Source organism: Pseudomonas sp. GM33, assembly GCF_000282295.1.
GTDB lineage: Bacteria > Pseudomonadota > Gammaproteobacteria > Pseudomonadales > Pseudomonadaceae > Aquipseudomonas > Aquipseudomonas laurylsulfatiphila.
In genome coordinates this window covers 23,011-38,812 of record NZ_AKJO01000008.1, presented here as the reverse complement: position 1 = coordinate 38,812, position 15,802 = coordinate 23,011, and the positions used below count along the sequence as shown (strand labels likewise).

Below are 15,802 nucleotides of genomic sequence, written 5' to 3'. Positions count from 1 at the left end.
GCTGCGATCTTTTGATCTTCAAAATCAAAAGATCGCTGCCTTCGGCAGCGCCTACATTGGCCCCGTTCAATTGTCTTCGAATGGGTATGGCTGTTTCCAGCGCTCGAAGATAGGTTTCAGCTCTCCGCTTTTGACCAACTGCTCCATGCGCTGATCGAACAGCGCCATCAGGCTACGCGCCTTTGCGGTCTTGGCAAAGCACAGATACAGCGGCAACTCGGCGATATGAGTACTGCGCAACTGGGAGGGGTCTTTGGCACGATTGCGCACGTAATCGACTTCGGTCTGCCCGTCGATGTAATAGTCGGCACGGTTGTGGGTCAGCATCGACACGATGCCGTCGCGCCGCTGCACTTCAGCAAAGTGCTGCACGTTGGGCAAATAATCCTGGTAATCGTAGCCACGGACCCAGGCCAGTCGATAATTGCCCAGGGTTTCCGGAGTTGGCACCGGACTGCTCGCCAGGCCCAGGGCATAGATGTGATCGGTGTCGAAGCTCCAGTGGGGATAGAGCACAGCCTCGGACTCGTCGCGATAGGAACCGACGCAGGCATCGACTTCACCCCGTTCGGCCAGGCCCAGCGAACGCACGTAGGGCTCGGTGCGGATGTCCACTTTGACACCTGCCGGCTCGAACACTTGTCGCAGCACGTCCCAGCCCAGGCCATGACCGTCAGCGGCGGTGTAGTCTTCCCAGTCTTCGCTGGCCAGATGAATCACCGACGGCGGCGTAGCACCCCCTCCTCCTGCTTGGGCGAAAGAGCAAAACATCGCGAGCACCAACACCATCCATCCACGTAGAACCATCCCTGCTCCCCCGATTAACGCCTGGTCACCCTTGATCAGGCGAAAAACCACACCAGTCCCTGCATCGCCAACCAGGCGAACACCCCGGCCAGCACATCATCGAGCATGATACCCACGCCGCCATGCACATGCCGGTCAATCCAGCGAATCGGCCATGGCTTGAGGATGTCGAAGAAGCGGAACATCAAGAAGCCTGCCAGCAACCACTGCCAACCTTCCGGCACCAGCCACAGGGTGATCCACATCCCGACCATTTCGTCCCAGACGATGCCTTCATGGTCGTGAACCCGCAAATCATCGGCCACTTTGCCGCACAGCCAGAAGCCGAACAGCATGGTGATGCCAAGCATCAGCCAGTAACCCCAGTCGGGCAACATCTGCCACAACGGAATAAAGGGCAGCGCAACTAACGATCCCCAAGTGCCGGGCGCCTTTGGCAAGGTGCCCGAGCCGAAACCAAACGCCAGGAAATGCCATGGATTACGCCAGACCGACGGCGGTACGAATTCCGCCGGGACCTGTTTGGGATGATCTGTCACGGTGACTCCCGAAAATGTTGATAACCCCGGGTTTGCGGGGTGATGTCTTGGCCATCGGCGTCCAGCAACGTCACGCCCTGCCCCGTCGCCACCTGCCCAATCACATGGATCGGCCAGCCGTCGGCCAGCAATAGCGGCAACTCGACGGACGGTAGGGTGAACGCCAGCACGTAATCGTCGCCGCCGCTCAGGGCCGCCACCTGGGCGTCCGATCGGCCAAGAAAGTCGACCAGGCTCTGCGACAGCGGTAAACGCTCCCGCTCGACTTCGATACCGACCTTCGAGGCCAACGCGATATGCCCGCAATCAGCGAGCAGGCCGTCGGAGATGTCCATCGCCGAAGTGGCTTTGCCCCGCAGCGCCTGCCCCAGGCCAAGCTGCGGTTGCGGCGACCAGTAGTGGGCCAACAACGGCTCGGCAATGCTCGCGTCGGCCGTGCGCTGGCCGAGCACCAATGGCAAGGCACCGGCGGCATTGCCCAGGTCGCCGCCGACACACAGCAGATCGCCCGGTTGCGCACCGCTGCGGGTCAGCGCCTGGCCAACCGGCACGCGCCCGAACACGGTCATGGTCAGGCTGAGCGGCCCACGTGTCGTGTCACCGCCCACCAGCGCCACGCCGCAGCCTTGCGCCATCTGGTTCAAACCACGGGCATAGGCTTGCAGCCAATCGGCGGTCACCGTCGGCAAGGTCAGGGCAAGGGTAAAGGCGATTGGAGTCGCGCCCATGGCGGCCAGGTCGCTGACAGCCACGGCCAGCGAGCGCTGACCGAGCAGAAAGGGATCGCAGGGGTCGGCGAAATGCATGCCGGCCACCAGCGTATCGGTAGAAATCGCCAACTGCTCCCCGGGAGGAACAGCCAGCAAGGCGCAGTCATCGCCGATCCCGAGGGCAACGCCTTCGCCGCCCTGCGCACAAGGCGCGGCGGCGAAGAAATTGCGGATCAGCTCAAACTCGCCCATGGCTTCGTGTCGACATTCCAAGCGCCGATCAGCGCTTGAACGCCTTCACTTCAGCTTCACGCAGACGCGGGGCCAGCTTGTCGAGTACGCCGTTGACGAACTTGTGGCCGTCGGTGGAACCGAAGACCTTGGCCAGTTCGATACCTTCGTTGATCACAACGCGGTACGGCACGTCGACGCGCTTGAGCAGTTCCCAGGTGGACAGGCGCAGAACCGCCAGTTCAACCGGGTCCAGCTCTTCGATGGTCAGATCGAGGCAAGGCTTGAGTGCGGTGTCGATTTCGGTCTTGAACTGCGGAACCCCGTGCAGGATTTCGCGGAAGTACGCGCCGTCGACATCGCTGAAATCGTTATCGACCCGGAACTGCGCTTCGATCTCGTTCAGCGACTGCTTGGCCATGTGCCATTGGTACAGCGCCTGAGTCGCGAGCTGACGGGCTTCGCGGCGCTTGGCGCTTTTCGATGGCTTGCCGGCATCCGCAGGCTTTGGATCGCGCGGGTTGAAACGATCGCTATCGTCGCTAATCACTTGGCCTCCAACTGCGCCAGCAGGCTGACCATTTCCAGAGCGGACAGGGCAGCTTCAGCACCTTTGTTGCCGGCCTTGGTGCCGGAACGCTCGATGGCTTGCTCGATGGAGTCAACGGTCAGCACGCCGAATGCAACCGGTACGCCGAACTCCATGGACACCTGGGCCAGGCCCTTGGTGCATTCGCCAGCCACGTATTCGAAATGCGGAGTGCCGCCACGAATGACTGCGCCCAAGGCGATGATTGCCGCGAACTCGCCCTTTTGAGCGACTTTCTGTGCAACCAGCGGAATTTCGAAGGCGCCAGGAGCGCGGATGATGGTGATGTCGCTTTCGCTCACGCCGTGGCGAACCAGGGCATCAACGGCACCGCTGACCAGGCTTTCAACGACGAAGCTGTTGAAACGGCCCACTACCAGAGCGTAGCGGCCTTTAGGGGCGATGAAGGTACCTTCGATGGTCTTCAGGGTCATTCGTTAGATCTCTTAAAGAGCCGGGACGCGTCTCGTACGCGTCCCTCAGTGATATTTGAACCGCGAATTCAAGGCCGGGAACAACCGGTCATTATTCGGAGGGCACGTATTCTACAACTTCCAGATCGAAACCGGATATCGCATTAAATTTCATTGGTGCCGACATCAGGCGCATTTTGCGTACGCCCAGGTCGCGCAGGATCTGCGAACCGGCACCGACAGTGCTGTAGGTGGTCGGTTTTTTCACCGCGGCGTGATCGGCGGTTTCACGAATATGCGCCAGCAATACATCGCCATCAAGCGGGTGACCGAGCAACAGCACCACACCGCTGCCGGCCTCGGCAACCGCTGACATGGCGGCGCGCAGGCTCCAGCGACCTGGTTGCTTGACCATCAGCAGGTCGCGCAGCGGGTCCATGTTGTGCACGCGAACCAGGGTCGGTTCTTCGGCACACACGTTGCCCAAGGTCAGCGCCATGTGCACGTCGCCTTCCACCGAATCACGATAGGTCACCAGGTTGAATTGGCCCAGTTCGCTGTCCAGCGGCTGCTCGGCAATCCGCTGAACGGTACGTTCGTGGATCATCCGGTAGTGAATCAGGTCGGCGATGGTGCCGATCTTGATGTCGTGTTCGGCAGCAAAAGCTTCCAGCTCGGCGCGACGGGACATGGTGCCGTCGTCGTTCATCACTTCGCAGATCACCCCGCTCGGCTCGAAACCGGCCATGCGCGCCAGGTCGCAGGCCGCTTCGGTGTGGCCGGCACGGGCCAGGGTGCCGCCGGCCTGGGCCATCAGCGGAAAGATGTGGCCCGGGCTGACGATGTCTTCAGCCTTGGCATCACGGGCGGCAGCCGCTTGCACAGTACGCGCGCGGTCCGCGGCGGAGATGCCAGTGGTCACGCCGGTGGCCGCTTCAATGGAGACGGTGAACTTGGTGCCGAAACCGGAACCGTTGCGCGGTGCCATCAACGGCAGCTTGAGCAGTTCGCAGCGCTCGCGGCTCATCGGCATGCAGATCAGGCCACGGGCGTGCTTGGCCATGAAGTTGATGTGCTCGGGCTTGCAGCACTCGGCGGCCATGATCAGGTCGCCTTCGTTCTCGCGGTCTTCGTCATCCATGAGGATGACCATCTTGCCTTGGCGGATGTCTTCAACCAGTTCTTCGATGCTATTGAGCGCCACAAGGCACCCCCTTGGGTCAGGATTTGAGGTAGCCATTGGCGGCCAGAAAGCTTTCAGTGATGTTACTGGAGGTCGGCTCTGCAGCCTTGTCGCCCAACAGCAGGCGTTCCAGGTAACGGGCCAGCAAGTCCACTTCCAGGTTCACCCGGCGACCAGGCTGATACGACGCCATGATGGTTTCGCTCAGGGTGTGCGGAATGATGGTCAGCAGGAACTCGGCACCATCGACTGCGTTCACGGTCAGGCTGGTGCCGTCGACGGTGATCGAGCCCTTATGGGCGATGTACTTGGCCAGGTCCTTGGGCGCGCGAATGCGGAATTCCACGGCGCGCGCGTTTTCGGTACGGGCAACCACTTCACCCACACCATCGACGTGACCGCTGACCAGATGCCCGCCAAGGCGAGTGGTCGGGGTCAGGGCTTTTTCCAGATTGACCGGGCTGCCGCTTTTCAGGTCGTTCATGGCGGTGCAATCGAGGGTTTCGCGACTGACGTCCGCCGCAAAACCATTGCCTGGTAATTCAACGGCCGTCAGGCACACGCCGTTGACCGCGATGCTGTCGCCCAGTTTGACGTCGCTCAGGTCGAGCTTGCCGGTTTCGACGTGTACCCGCACATCACCGCCCTTTGGGGTCAATGCACGAATACTGCCGATGGATTCGATGATGCCGGTAAACATGAGGTTCTCCTCGAGAACAAAGCCAGCGCTATAGCGATGGCCGGAAATTATACGCTCGCTGCTGGCACAGGGATGGCGATGACTCGCCAGTCATCGCCAACTGCACGAATTTCGGTGATTTTGAGTGCCGGCGCATCCTTCATTTGCGCGAGCGGCCAGTCCAGCAGCGGCCGCGCCGAAGAACCCAGGAACTTGCCGGCGATGAATATCTGGAATTCGTCCACCAACCCAAGCTGAGCGAAAGCACCCGCCAGCCGTGGACCGGCCTCGACCAACACCTCGTTGACGCCACGGTTGGCGAGTTCGACCAGCAGCTGACGCAAGTCGACCTGGCCATCGTAGCCGGGCACGATCAGGCATTCCGGGCCATTGGCGTACTGTTCTTCCACCGCCACACAGGTGGCGACCAGTGCCGGGCCGGCCTTGAAGAACGGTGCATCCAGCGGCACCCGCAGGCGACCGTCGACCAACACGCGCAACGGCGGCCGGCTCATGGCCAGTGCTGTTTGTTCGGCGTCCAGTCCGAGCTCATCGGCACGCACGGTCAAGCGTGCGTTATCCGCCAGCACCGTGTCGGCGCCGGTCAGCACCACGCTGGCCTGGGCGCGCAGGCGTTGCACCGCCGAGCGTGCAGCCGGACCGGTAATCCACTGGCTTTCGCCGCTTTCCATCGCCGTGCGACCGTCGAGGCTCATGGCCAGCTTGACCCGTACGAAGGGCAAGCCGTGCTCCATGCGCTTGAGGAAGCCTTGGTTGAGCTTTCGCGATTCGCCCTCCAGCACACCACTTTCGGTGGCGATACCGGCCTGAGCCAGGCGTTGCAAACCGCGACCGGCGACTTCCGGGTTCGGGTCCTGCATCGCCGCGACCACGCGGGCCACGCCGGCATTCACCAGCGCATCGGCACAGGGCGGCGTGCGGCCGTGGTGGCTGCAAGGCTCAAGCGTCACATAAGCGGTTGCGCCACGCGCCTGCTCACCGGCCGCGCGCAAGGCGTGGACCTCGGCGTGAGGCTCGCCGGCGCGCTCGTGCCAGCCTTCGCCGACAATCTGCCCATCCTGCACGATCACGCAACCTACACGCGGGTTGGGGTGCGTTGTGTAATGCCCCTTGCGCGCCAGTTCCAGGGCACGGGCCATGAAATGGGCATCGAGGATGGCAAGTTCTGCGGGCGTGGTCATTCTTTCACCGGTTCACGGGCCAGGCGATCGATCTCTTCGCGGAACTCGTTGAGGTCCTGGAAGCGGCGATACACCGAGGCAAAGCGGATGTAGGCGACTTCGTCGAGCTTCTGCAGCTCGGCCATCACCAGTTCGCCAACCACGAGGGATTTGACCTCGCGCTCGCCGGTGGCACGCAGTTTGTGTTTGATGTGCACCAGCGACGATTCGAGGCGCTCGACGCTCACCGGGCGCTTCTCCAGCGCGCGCTGCATGCCGGCGCGGAGTTTTTCTTCGTCGAACGGCTGGCGGCTGCCGTCGGTTTTGATCAGGCGCGGCAACACCAGTTCAGCCGTCTCGAACGTCGTGAAACGCTCGCCGCAGGCCAGGCATTCACGCCGGCGGCGCACCTGTTCGCCCTCGGCGACCAGACGCGAGTCGATGACCTTGGTGTCGTTGGCACCGCAGAAGGGACAGTGCATGGTGGCAGGCAACAAAAAAAGGGAGGGCCATGGTAGCGCATCCCGGTGGCAAGACAAGCCATAGGGTTTGCGGTATACAGACGGGATGATCACTTGATCCATGGAATTCAGCTTTATGGAGCCACCAATGTCGTTACGTCCGCTCATTTTGCTCAGTGTTTTCAGCCTGCTGGTGGCTTGCGGCAGCGATGCACCCAAGCCCCAGCCGCCAACACCTGGCCCGGCGCCGCAGCAAGCGCAGAAGAAAGCCAGGGAGGCCGCCGACCTCGGCCCCCTGCCTGCCTATCAGCGTGAGCTGAGCGGCACCCTGCAAGGCGTACCGGCCGGCGCTGAAGTCGAGCTGGCATTGCTGGTGATCGACGAAAAAGACCGCCCGCAACAATTGATCGCCAGTTCCAGCCTGATCGGCAATAACCAGGTGCTGCCGTTTCACTTGCGCTTCAATCCGGAGTCCTTCCCGTCCGGCGCCCGCGTGGAACTGCGAGGCCGCGCCAGCCAGTCCGGCCAGTTGATCCTGCACTTGCCGTCGCAACTCATTACTCAGCCGACCACCCAGGCCCTGGGCCAATTGCAATTCGTCAAAGCCCCATGAGTGCACCGCTCGACCTGCAACAGGCCCTGGCTGAATTGCTCGGTGATGCACAACTGATGGCCTGCCCGTTGCCGGCAACCGATTTGAAGCTGTGGCTGATCGACGGCGACAACATGGACCGCGCCTTCAGCCCCGAAGAAACCCGGCGCATCCTGCATGAGCCACCGTACTGGAGTTTCTGCTGGGCCAGCGGCCTGGCCGTGGCCCGCTATCTGGCCGCAAACCCGCACTGGGTCGAAGGCAAGCGGGTGCTGGATTTCGGCGCCGGTTCCGGGGTGGCGGGGATTGCCGCCGCCAGGGCCGGCGCACTGGAGGTGCTGGCCTGCGACCTCGATCCACTGGCGATTGCCGCGTGTCGGGCGAATGCCGAGCTCAATGACGTGCAGCTCAACTACTCGACGGATTTTTTCGCCGAGGCTGATCGCTTCGATCTGATTCTGGTGGCGGACGTGCTGTACGACCGGGCGAACCTGCCGCTGCTCGACCAGTTCCTCAGTCGCGGCCGAGAGGCGCTGGTGGCGGATTCCCGGGTACGGGATTTTCGCCATCCGTTGTACCGACGCATCGAAATGCTCGAAGCCATGACGCTACCGGATCTGGCCGAGCCCCACGAGTTTCGGCATGTGAGCCTGTACCACGCGCAGCGTTAGCCAAGAGCTTCGCGAGCAAGCCCGCTCCCACATTGGAATGCGTTCTTCCCTGTGGGAGCGGGCTTGCTCGCGAAGGCGTCCGGTCAGGCAACATACCTCTCATGACTACCCCGCTTTCGGCGCCCCCCCACCAAGCCGTATAGTTGCCCCATTCACGCTTCTACGAGATTGCCCATGAGTCAGGAAACGCCATACATCTTCGACGCCACGACTGCCGATTTCGACCAGTCGGTGATCGAGAACTCTTTCCACAAGCCGGTGCTGGTGGATTTCTGGGCCGAATGGTGCGCGCCCTGCAAAGTGCTGATGCCGATGTTGCAGAGCATTGCCGAGAGCTACCAGGGTGAGTTGCTGCTGGCCAAGGTCAACTGCGACCTCGAGCAAGACATCGTCGCCCGCTTCGGCATCCGCAGCCTGCCGACCGTGGTGCTGTTCAAGGATGGCCAGCCTGTCGACGGTTTTGCCGGTGCCCAGCCGGAATCCGCCGTGCGCGCCCTGCTCGAACCTCATGTGCAGATGCCGCCACCGGCCGCCGCCGATCCGTTCGAGCAGGCCCAGGCGTTGTTCGACGACAGCCGCTTTGCTGATGCCGAAGCGCTGCTCAAAGTGATCCTGGGTGAAGACAATACCAACGCCAAGGCGCTGATCCTGTACGCCCGCTGCCTGACCGAGCGCGGTGAACTGGGCGAGGCGCAAGCCGTGCTGGATGCGGTCAAGAGCGACGAGCACAAGGCCGCGCTGGCCGGCGCCAAGGCGCAGATCAAGTTTCTCGGTTTGGCCAAGGACTTGCCGGACGCCGCCGACCTGAAGGCACGGCTGGCGAAAGACCCGCTGGACGATGAAGCGGTCTATCAATTGGCGATCCAGCAACTGGCCCGTCAGCAGTACGACGCCGCACTGGATGCTCTGCTGAAGTTGTTCATCCGCAACCGCAGCTACAGCGAAGGCTTGCCGCACAAGACCTTGCTGCAGGTGTTCGAGTTGCTGGGCAACGATCACCCGCTGGTGAGCACGTACCGTCGTAAACTGTTTGCTGCGCTTTATTAAAAATCAAAAGATCGCAGCCTGCGGCAGCTCCTACAGAGGACTTGTATTCACCCTGTAGGAGCTGCCGCAGGCTGCGATCTTTTTACGGTCTACTCGATCCAGCTGTAGAGCGGCGTATCCCCACCGCTCACTACTTTCACATCCGAGCTATGGCGCAAACGCACCAGCAGGCGCTTGCCCGCCGCCGCACTGCCGGTCAGGCCTTCCAATTGATCGAGCAAGTCCGGTCCACTCAACTGTCCGGCCTGACGCAGCAAATCCCGGGCGATCTGCCACAGCGCATCATCCTGATTCAGCGGCTTCGCCACCGGGGCGCTGACCGGGGATTTTTCTACCTGCAACTGCGCCCCTAGTCGCGCCCAGTCCGCATCGTCCATCTCCAGGGTCAAATCCACCGGCCAGTCGCCGATGCTTCCGCGAATTCGCAACATCAGTCTGCTCCCGCAATTTTCTTCCCTGCATGCTCCCATGGGACTTGTGCAACGCCAAGCAGGCAGTCAAACTCTCGGCACTGACGTTATAAGATTACATAACATTTTCTTCATTTTACTTTTCGGAGACTCGCCATGCGTCGTCTGCTTCTCGCTCTGCCGTTTGCCATGCTGCCGCTGGCTGTCGCCCATGCCGCCGCCGAACACGATCATGAGCATGGCAGCCTGGGAGCCCACGAACATGGCGTTGGACGCCTGAACGCGGCGCTGGACGGCAAGACCCTGGCGCTGGAACTGCAAAGCCCGGCCATGAACCTGGTGGGTTTCGAACACGTCGCCACCAGCGATGCCGACAAAGCCAAAGTCGCCGCGGCCCGGGCTCTGCTTGAGCAACCGCTGGCCCTGTTCAACCTGCCGAAAGCCGCCGGTTGCGTGGTGGAAAACCAGGAACTGGAAAGCCCGTTGTTCGGTGACACGCTAGATGCCGACGATGACCATGATGAAGACGACAAAGATGAAGATGGCCACGAACATCATCACGACCACAGCGAAATCCACGCTCATTATCAGTTCACCTGCGCCACACCGGACGCATTGAAGACCCTGGACCTGGCGAACATGTTCAACGCGTTCCCGGCCACTCGGACGATTCAGGTACAACTGATCGGCCCGAGCGGGCAGCAAGGCGTTGATGTGACGGCCAAGGCTGCCGCGCTGAAGTTCTGATCCACCGCAAATCAAATGTGGGAGCGGGCTTGCTCGCGAAGGCGCCGTATCAGTTTGCATCAATGTCTCTGACACACCGCATTCGCGAGCAAGCCCGCTCCCACAGGGGTTCACCACTAACCTGACCGGTTTCACATGACCCAAGCACTCATCGAACTGTCCGACCTGGGCTTCAGCTGGCCCGGTCACCCGCCACTGCTGGACATCCCGGCGTTTCGCCTGGAGCGCGGTGAAACCCTGTTCCTCAAAGGCCCCAGCGGCAGTGGCAAGACCACTCTGCTCGGCCTGCTCGGTGGCGTGCAAAAGCCCGATCGCGGCAGCATTCGCCTGCTCGGCCAGGAGTTGACGCAACTGTCGGCCGGCGCCCGTGACCACTTCCGCGTCGATCACACCGGCTACATCTTCCAGCAGTTCAACCTGCTGCCGTTTCTGTCGGTGCGTGAAAACGTCGAACTGCCTTGCCACTTCTCGAAGCTGCGTGCCGAACGGGCGAAACAGCGTCACGGCAGCGTCGACAAAGCGGCCGCGACGCTGCTCGCCCACCTGGGTCTGAAGGATGCAAATATCCTCGGTCGCCGCGCCGATTCGTTGTCCATCGGCCAGCAGCAACGGGTCGCCGCCGCCCGTGCACTGATCGGGCAACCGGAACTGGTGATCGCCGACGAGCCGACCTCGGCCCTCGATTACGATGCCCGTGAGAATTTCATTCGCCTGCTGTTCGCCGAGTGCCGCGAGGCCGGTTCGAGCCTGTTGTTCGTCAGCCACGACCAGAGCCTGGCGCCGCTGTTCGACCACAACCTGTCACTGGCCGAACTCAATCGCGCCGCCACCCCGTCCGAGGTCTGAGATGTATCTGTTTCGTCTAGCCATGGCCAGCCTGGCTAACCGCCGCTTCACCGCGATCCTCACGGCGTTCGCCATTGCCTTGTCGGTGTGCCTGCTGCTGGCCGTGGAGCGAGTGCGCACCGAAGCCAAGGCCAGTTTCGCCAGCACCATCAGCGGTACCGACCTGATCGTCGGCGCCCGCTCCGGCTCGGTGAACCTGTTGCTGTACTCGGTGTTCCGCATCGGCAACGCCACCAACAACATCCGCTGGGACAGCTTCGAGCACTTCGCCAGCAACCCGAAAGTGAAATGGGCGATCCCGATGTCCCTCGGCGATTCCCATCGCGGCTATCGGGTGATGGGCACCACCGAAGCCTACTTCGAGCATTACCAGTACGGTCGCCAGCAACACCTGGAGCTGGCCGATGGCCGGGCGTTTGCGACCGACCCGTTCGAAGTGGTGCTCGGTTCCGAAGTGGCCGAGGCACTGCACTACAAACTCGGTGACAAACTGGTGCTGGCCCACGGCGTGGCAGCGATCAGCCTGGTCAAGCACGACGACAAGCCGTTCACCGTGGTCGGCATTCTCAAACGCACCGGCACGCCGGTGGACCGCACGCTGCACATCAGCCTTGGCGGCATGGAAGCGATTCACATCGACTGGCATAACGGCGTGCCGGCCCGGGGCGAGGGTCGAATCACCGCCGATCAGGCGCGCAACATGGACCTCACGCCGCAAGCGATCACCGCGTTCATGCTTGGCCTGAACAACAAGATTTCGACCTTTGCCCTGCAACGGGAAATCAATGAATTCCGTGGTGAGCCAATGCTGGCGATCCTGCCGGGCGTCGCGCTGCAGGAGCTGTGGAGCCTGATGGGCACCGCGGAAAAAGCCTTGTTCGTGGTCTCGCTGTTTGTGGTGCTGACCGGGTTGATCGGCATGCTCACGGCCATTCTCACCAGCCTCAACGAACGCCGTCGGGAAATGGCGATCCTGCGTTCGGTGGGTGCGCGACCCTGGCACATCGCGACGCTGCTGGTGCTCGAAGCCTTTGCCCTGGCGCTGTCGGGCGTGATCGCCGGTGTGGCGTTGCTGTATGTGTGCATCGCGGCGGCCCAGGGATATGTGCAGGCCAACTATGGTCTGTATCTGCCGCTGTCCTGGCCGAGCGAGTATGAATGGACGCTGCTCGGTGGCATCCTGATCGCCGCGTTGCTGATGGGCAGCGTGCCAGCCTGGCGCGCCTATCGCCAATCCCTGGCCGATGGCCTGTCGATCCGTTTATGAGGACGTTGAACATGCCCCGCGCAGTACTTGCGCTGTTGATGCTGGTCGCCCTGCCCCTGTGGGCAGCCCAGCCGCGAGATTTGACCTGGTCGGAGATGATTCCACCGGACGCGCCGAAAGAAGTGCCGAACATGACGCCGCTGCATGACCTGTCGCAGATGAGCAATGCGCTGTCGGCCGAGTCGGCGCCCGCCGCCAAACAAGACTTGCCCAACGCACCAGTGGTCAAAACCCTCGATGGCCAGAACATTCGTCTGCCGGGCTACATCGTGCCGCTGGAAGTGAGCGAGGAAGGACGCACCACGGAGTTTCTGCTGGTGCCCTATTTCGGCGCCTGCATCCACGTACCGCCACCGCCGTCGAACCAGATCGTGCACGTCAAGAGCGAAGTCGGCGTGAAGCTCGACGAGTTGTATCAGCCGTACTGGATCGAGGGCGCATTGCAGGTCAAGGCGTCCACCAGCGAGTTGGCGGATGCCGGATATCAGATGGAGGCGGACAAGATTTATCTGTATGAATTGCCGGAGTGAAGCCGGTCGTTTTGTGTGATTAGAAATGCCGCTTTCGCGAGCAAGCCCGCTCCCACACTGGAATGCGTTCCCCCTGTGGGAGCGGGCTTGCTCGCGAAGGCGGCATCAAAAACACCACAATAATCACGCCCTTCCCACTTTCATTGAGCTGCATCAAAAGACTGAATCGTTAGGCGCCTTACCATTGGACATCGAACATTTTTAACGTCCTCTGGAGCCCCCATGAACAAGTCCTTGCTCAGCGCTTCGCTGGTTGCCCTCGCGCTCGCAGCCCCGCTCGCCAATGCTTTCGAAGCCGGTGACATCATCCTTCGTGCCGGCGCCATCACCGTCAACCCGGAAGCTGACAGCTCCAGCGTCAAGGTTGATCAAGGCCCGCTCGCTGGTGCCGACCTGGGTGGCAAGGCGACCATGAGCAGCGACACGCAACTGGGCTTGAACTTCGCTTACATGCTGACCAATCACCTGGGTATCGAGCTGCTGGCAGCCACACCGTTCGAGCATGACGTGAAACTCAAGGGCACGGCCCTGAGCGCGGCCAACGGCAAACTCGGCACCCTCAAGCACCTGCCGCCGACCTTGAGCCTGGTGTACTACCCGCTGGATCCGAAGTCGGCCTTCCAGCCGTATGTCGGCGGCGGCATCAACTACACCTATATCTACGACGAACACGTTGGCAGCCAGGCGCAGTCCGCCGGTTTCAGCAACTTCAAGGCGGAAAACTCCTGGGGCATGGCTTGGCAGGTCGGTGCGGACTACATGCTGACCGACAACATCATGATCAACGCCCAGGTGCGCTACATCGACATCGATACCCGCGCCACTGTCGAGAACAACTCGATTGCCCCAGGTACCCGGGCACGGGTGGACGTCGATGTTGACCCGTTCATCTACATGGTTGGCCTGGGTTACAAGTTCTAAGCGACATCGCTGGAGGAATGTTCACGTGGTGGTGAACCTGGCCACTGGAATTACATAAGCTGTCAAAGCAAATTCCGGCCACAAAAAAGGCGTCCTTGATGGACGCCTTTTTTGTGGCTGCAAGAATCTCAGCGCCCCAGCAACCGCGCCAACCCCACACGCATCGGTGTCTGCTCCGTGGTAGTGAAGCGCTCCAGCAGACGCCGGTTATTCGCCCGGGAATGACGGATGTCACCGGAACGCGCCGGCCCGTAGCTTACCGGCGGCAACTGGCCGACCACGGCTTCAAGTGCTTCGAGCATTTGCTTGAGGGTCGTCGCCTGGTTCCAGCCAACGTTGACCGCACCCACTTCGGCCCGGTGCTTCTCGATGGCCTGCACCAGCAAGTCGACCAGATCTTCGACGTAGACAAAATCCCGGGTCTGCTCACCATCGCCGAACACCGTGATCGGCAAGCCCTTCAGTGCGCGCTCGCTGAAAATGCTGATCACCCCGGAGTACGGCGAGGACGGATCCTGGCGCGGTCCGAAGATGTTGAAGAAGCGGAAAATCACCGGCTCCAGCCCATGCTGGCGACGGTAGAAATCGAAGTACTGTTCGCTGGCCAGTTTGTCCACCGCATACGGCGTCAGCGGCGCCTTTGGGGTGTCTTCGTCGATCGACTCGCCCTCGCCATTGTTGCCATACACCGCTGCGCTGGAGGCGAACAGCACGCGCTTGACCCCGGCCTGGCGCATGGCTTCGCAGACGTTCAGCGTGCCGATGAAGTTGCTCTGGTGCGTGCGCACCGGATCGTCCACCGAAGCCTGCACCGACGCCACGGCGGCCAGGTGCGCCACGGCGCTGCAACCGGCCATTGCCTGGGCGACCAAAGCCGCATCGGCCACGTCGCCGACGATCAGTTCGACCTTGGGATTATCCAGCGGCAGATTGCTGCGCTTGCCGGTGGACAGGTCATCGAGGATCCGCACCCCATGGCCCTTGGCGAGCAGGGCGTCAGTCAGGTGCGAACCAATGAAACCGGCACCACCGGTGATCAAAACGGGACCGTCAGCCATGGCGATAGAACCTGTCCAGTAGACCGGGAAGCGCCGCACGCCAGGCGCGTGGCTTGATCCCGAAGGTGTGCAGAATTTTTTTGCAGGCCAGTACCGCGTGTTGCGGCTCTTCCGCAGCATCCGGACGCGCGGCGTGGGCCTGGGCGGTCGGGGCTTCGATGGCCAGCGGATGCAGGCTGCGGGCTTCGGTCAGAATCGCCTGCCCCAGCGCCAGCGGCGTGGTCGCCTCATGCCCGGCGTAGTGATAGGTGCCCCACAGCGGCGCTGCGCAATCGAGTTGCTTGAGCACTGAAATGATCACCCGGGCGGCATCGTCGACCGGCGTCGGATTGCCGCGCCGGTCGTCGGCCATCAGCAGTTCTTCGGGTTGTTCGGCACGGGCGAGGAAACGGCCAAGGGCACCATCCGGGCTGTCGTCCAGCAGCCAGCCGAAACGCAGCAGCACGTGTTGCGGGCAAGTGGCGCGAACGCTTTGCTCGATCCGCCACAACGCCTGCCCCCGCAAGCCCAAGGGTACCGGTTCGTCTTTTTCGCTGTAGGCCGTTGCGCGGGAGCCGTCGAACACGCGATAGCTGGAAGGTTGCAGCAAAACGATGTTGTGGTGCTGGCACAGTTCCGCCAGACGCTCGATCGCGCGCTCCTGGCCGGCCAGACGCTGTTCGCTGACCGCTTCGGCCTGAAACCAGTCGAAGTAGTAGGCAAGGTTGATCAATGCATCGGGACGGGTGTCGTCGAGCAGTTGCGTCAGGCTCGCGGCATCCCAGCCGTCTTGCGGCGGGCGGGGGGCGAGGAAACCGATGTCTTCCTCCGCACCGAGGCGAATCAGCGCCTGCCCAAGGGCATTTCCGCCGCCCAGTAACATAAGGCGCATTCGCATAGAGTCAGCAGGCCCAGTCTGATTGGAACGATGGCTATATCGA

At 61.9% G+C, this 15,802-nt stretch carries 20 protein-coding genes; 8 read left to right on the top strand and 12 right to left on the bottom strand.

Annotated features, from left to right (window positions below; translation table 11 throughout):
* Positions 1-66: 66 nt before the first annotated feature.
* The 9 genes from PMI26_RS27820 to nrdR form a co-directional block, all read right to left on the bottom strand.
* On the bottom strand, positions 67-807 hold the full coding sequence (locus PMI26_RS27820) for a substrate-binding periplasmic protein (RefSeq protein WP_007970168.1): 741 nt from the start codon (positions 805-807) through the stop codon (positions 67-69).
* Between the two features lie 35 nt (positions 808-842).
* Positions 843-1,346: a phosphatidylglycerophosphatase A family protein gene (locus tag PMI26_RS27825; RefSeq protein WP_007970166.1), complete on the bottom strand. Its 504-nt coding sequence runs from the start codon at positions 1,344-1,346 to the stop codon at positions 843-845.
* Complete coding sequence (gene thiL / locus PMI26_RS27830) at positions 1,343-2,308, bottom strand: thiamine-phosphate kinase (protein ID WP_007970165.1); 966 nt, start codon at positions 2,306-2,308, stop codon at positions 1,343-1,345. Before thiL ends, PMI26_RS27825 begins: the two co-directional genes overlap by 4 nt.
* A 28-nt stretch (positions 2,309-2,336) precedes the next feature.
* Complete coding sequence (nusB, locus tag PMI26_RS27835; RefSeq protein ID WP_007970164.1) at positions 2,337-2,837, bottom strand: transcription antitermination factor NusB; 501 nt, start codon at positions 2,835-2,837, stop codon at positions 2,337-2,339.
* Positions 2,834-3,310 (bottom strand): 6,7-dimethyl-8-ribityllumazine synthase, encoded by a 477-nt coding sequence (gene ribH / locus PMI26_RS27840; RefSeq protein ID WP_003228649.1) that lies wholly within the window; start codon positions 3,308-3,310, stop codon positions 2,834-2,836. Before ribH ends, nusB begins: the two co-directional genes overlap by 4 nt.
* A gap of 91 nt (positions 3,311-3,401) precedes the next feature.
* The gene (ribBA, locus tag PMI26_RS27845) at positions 3,402-4,493 is read right to left on the bottom strand and encodes a bifunctional 3,4-dihydroxy-2-butanone-4-phosphate synthase/GTP cyclohydrolase II (RefSeq protein ID WP_007970163.1); all 1,092 of its coding nucleotides are present in this window, start codon (positions 4,491-4,493) and stop codon (positions 3,402-3,404) included.
* 16 nt (positions 4,494-4,509) lie between these two features.
* Positions 4,510-5,172, bottom strand: coding sequence for a riboflavin synthase (locus PMI26_RS27850; RefSeq protein WP_007906836.1), 663 nt, complete (start codon positions 5,170-5,172; stop codon positions 4,510-4,512).
* A gap of 47 nt (positions 5,173-5,219) precedes the next feature.
* A complete protein-coding gene (gene ribD / locus PMI26_RS27855) occupies positions 5,220-6,353 on the bottom strand; it encodes a bifunctional diaminohydroxyphosphoribosylaminopyrimidine deaminase/5-amino-6-(5-phosphoribosylamino)uracil reductase RibD (RefSeq protein WP_007970162.1) in 1,134 nt (377 codons plus the stop codon).
* Positions 6,350-6,814 carry a transcriptional regulator NrdR gene (gene nrdR / locus PMI26_RS27860; protein ID WP_003228656.1) on the bottom strand — a complete coding sequence of 155 codons (465 nt, stop codon included), beginning with the start codon at positions 6,812-6,814 and terminating at the stop codon, positions 6,350-6,352. Before nrdR ends, ribD begins: the two co-directional genes overlap by 4 nt.
* Before the next feature lie 127 nt (positions 6,815-6,941).
* Between nrdR and PMI26_RS27865 the strand changes: the two genes are divergently transcribed.
* From PMI26_RS27865 to trxA, 3 genes are all read left to right on the top strand, one after another.
* Positions 6,942-7,406 carry a YbaY family lipoprotein gene (locus PMI26_RS27865; RefSeq protein WP_007970161.1) on the top strand — a complete coding sequence of 155 codons (465 nt, stop codon included), beginning with the start codon at positions 6,942-6,944 and terminating at the stop codon, positions 7,404-7,406.
* Entirely contained in the window at positions 7,403-8,056 is a 654-nt protein-coding gene (locus PMI26_RS27870; RefSeq protein ID WP_007970160.1) for a class I SAM-dependent methyltransferase, read from the top strand. The genes PMI26_RS27865 and PMI26_RS27870 overlap by 4 nt, the downstream gene beginning before the upstream one ends.
* 174 nt (positions 8,057-8,230) lie before the next feature.
* A complete protein-coding gene (trxA, locus tag PMI26_RS27875) occupies positions 8,231-9,103 on the top strand; it encodes a thioredoxin (RefSeq protein WP_007970158.1) in 873 nt (290 codons plus the stop codon).
* 89 nt (positions 9,104-9,192) lie between these two features.
* Here the strand turns inward: trxA and PMI26_RS27880 are convergent, their stop codons facing one another.
* Positions 9,193-9,534 carry a hypothetical protein gene (locus PMI26_RS27880; RefSeq protein ID WP_007970156.1) on the bottom strand — a complete coding sequence of 114 codons (342 nt, stop codon included), beginning with the start codon at positions 9,532-9,534 and terminating at the stop codon, positions 9,193-9,195.
* Between the two features lie 135 nt (positions 9,535-9,669).
* Here PMI26_RS27880 and PMI26_RS27885 point away from each other — a divergent pair, with 135 nt between their 5' ends.
* The 5 genes from PMI26_RS27885 (at position 9,670) to PMI26_RS27905 (ending at position 13,824) form a co-directional block, all read left to right on the top strand.
* Positions 9,670-10,260, top strand: a complete 591-nt coding sequence (locus PMI26_RS27885; RefSeq protein ID WP_007970155.1) for a DUF2796 domain-containing protein — start codon at positions 9,670-9,672, stop codon at positions 10,258-10,260.
* 135 nt (positions 10,261-10,395) lie between these two features.
* Complete coding sequence (locus PMI26_RS27890) at positions 10,396-11,106, top strand: ABC transporter ATP-binding protein (RefSeq protein ID WP_007970153.1); 711 nt, start codon at positions 10,396-10,398, stop codon at positions 11,104-11,106.
* 1 nt (position 11,107) lies between these two features.
* Positions 11,108-12,373 (top strand): ABC transporter permease, encoded by a 1,266-nt coding sequence (locus tag PMI26_RS27895; RefSeq protein WP_007970152.1) that lies wholly within the window; start codon positions 11,108-11,110, stop codon positions 12,371-12,373.
* 11 nt (positions 12,374-12,384) lie between these two features.
* A complete protein-coding gene (locus PMI26_RS27900; protein WP_007970150.1) occupies positions 12,385-12,903 on the top strand; it encodes a DUF3299 domain-containing protein in 519 nt (172 codons plus the stop codon).
* Between the two features lie 222 nt (positions 12,904-13,125).
* Entirely contained in the window at positions 13,126-13,824 is a 699-nt protein-coding gene (locus PMI26_RS27905) for an OmpW/AlkL family protein (RefSeq protein ID WP_007970148.1), read from the top strand.
* A gap of 128 nt (positions 13,825-13,952) precedes the next feature.
* Here PMI26_RS27905 and PMI26_RS27910 read toward each other — a convergent pair whose 3' ends face one another.
* Positions 13,953-14,882, bottom strand: coding sequence for an NAD-dependent epimerase/dehydratase family protein (locus tag PMI26_RS27910; RefSeq protein WP_007970145.1), 930 nt, complete (start codon positions 14,880-14,882; stop codon positions 13,953-13,955).
* Positions 14,875-15,759: a sugar nucleotide-binding protein gene (locus PMI26_RS27915; protein ID WP_007970144.1), complete on the bottom strand. Its 885-nt coding sequence runs from the start codon at positions 15,757-15,759 to the stop codon at positions 14,875-14,877. Before PMI26_RS27915 ends, PMI26_RS27910 begins: the two co-directional genes overlap by 8 nt.
* Positions 15,760-15,802: the final 43 nt, after the last annotated feature.

What these genes read in the sequence shown, in the direction of transcription:
- PMI26_RS27905 (WP_007970148.1), top strand. Translation starts at nt 13,126, where the DNA reads ATGAACAAGTCCTTGCTCAGCGCTTCGCTGGTTGCCCTCGCGCTCGCA.
- PMI26_RS27880 (WP_007970156.1), bottom strand. Translation starts at nt 9,534, where the DNA reads ATGTTGCGAATTCGCGGAAGCATCGGCGACTGGCCGGTGGATTTGACC.
- PMI26_RS27865 (WP_007970161.1), top strand. Translation starts at nt 6,942, where the DNA reads ATGTCGTTACGTCCGCTCATTTTGCTCAGTGTTTTCAGCCTGCTGGTG.
- PMI26_RS27895 (WP_007970152.1), top strand. Translation starts at nt 11,108, where the DNA reads ATGTATCTGTTTCGTCTAGCCATGGCCAGCCTGGCTAACCGCCGCTTC.
- ribD (WP_007970162.1), bottom strand. Translation starts at nt 6,353, where the DNA reads ATGACCACGCCCGCAGAACTTGCCATCCTCGATGCCCATTTCATGGCC.
- thiL (WP_007970165.1), bottom strand. Translation starts at nt 2,308, where the DNA reads ATGGGCGAGTTTGAGCTGATCCGCAATTTCTTCGCCGCCGCGCCTTGT.
- PMI26_RS27885 (WP_007970155.1), top strand. Translation starts at nt 9,670, where the DNA reads ATGCGTCGTCTGCTTCTCGCTCTGCCGTTTGCCATGCTGCCGCTGGCT.
- PMI26_RS27820 (WP_007970168.1), bottom strand. Translation starts at nt 807, where the DNA reads ATGGTTCTACGTGGATGGATGGTGTTGGTGCTCGCGATGTTTTGCTCT.
- nrdR (WP_003228656.1), bottom strand. Translation starts at nt 6,814, where the DNA reads ATGCACTGTCCCTTCTGCGGTGCCAACGACACCAAGGTCATCGACTCG.
- PMI26_RS27890 (WP_007970153.1), top strand. Translation starts at nt 10,396, where the DNA reads ATGACCCAAGCACTCATCGAACTGTCCGACCTGGGCTTCAGCTGGCCC.
- PMI26_RS27850 (WP_007906836.1), bottom strand. Translation starts at nt 5,172, where the DNA reads ATGTTTACCGGCATCATCGAATCCATCGGCAGTATTCGTGCATTGACC.
- PMI26_RS27910 (WP_007970145.1), bottom strand. Translation starts at nt 14,882, where the DNA reads ATGGCTGACGGTCCCGTTTTGATCACCGGTGGTGCCGGTTTCATTGGT.
- trxA (WP_007970158.1), top strand. Translation starts at nt 8,231, where the DNA reads ATGAGTCAGGAAACGCCATACATCTTCGACGCCACGACTGCCGATTTC.
- PMI26_RS27900 (WP_007970150.1), top strand. Translation starts at nt 12,385, where the DNA reads ATGCCCCGCGCAGTACTTGCGCTGTTGATGCTGGTCGCCCTGCCCCTG.
- PMI26_RS27915 (WP_007970144.1), bottom strand. Translation starts at nt 15,759, where the DNA reads ATGCGAATGCGCCTTATGTTACTGGGCGGCGGAAATGCCCTTGGGCAG.
- ribH (WP_003228649.1), bottom strand. Translation starts at nt 3,310, where the DNA reads ATGACCCTGAAGACCATCGAAGGTACCTTCATCGCCCCTAAAGGCCGC.
- PMI26_RS27870 (WP_007970160.1), top strand. Translation starts at nt 7,403, where the DNA reads ATGAGTGCACCGCTCGACCTGCAACAGGCCCTGGCTGAATTGCTCGGT.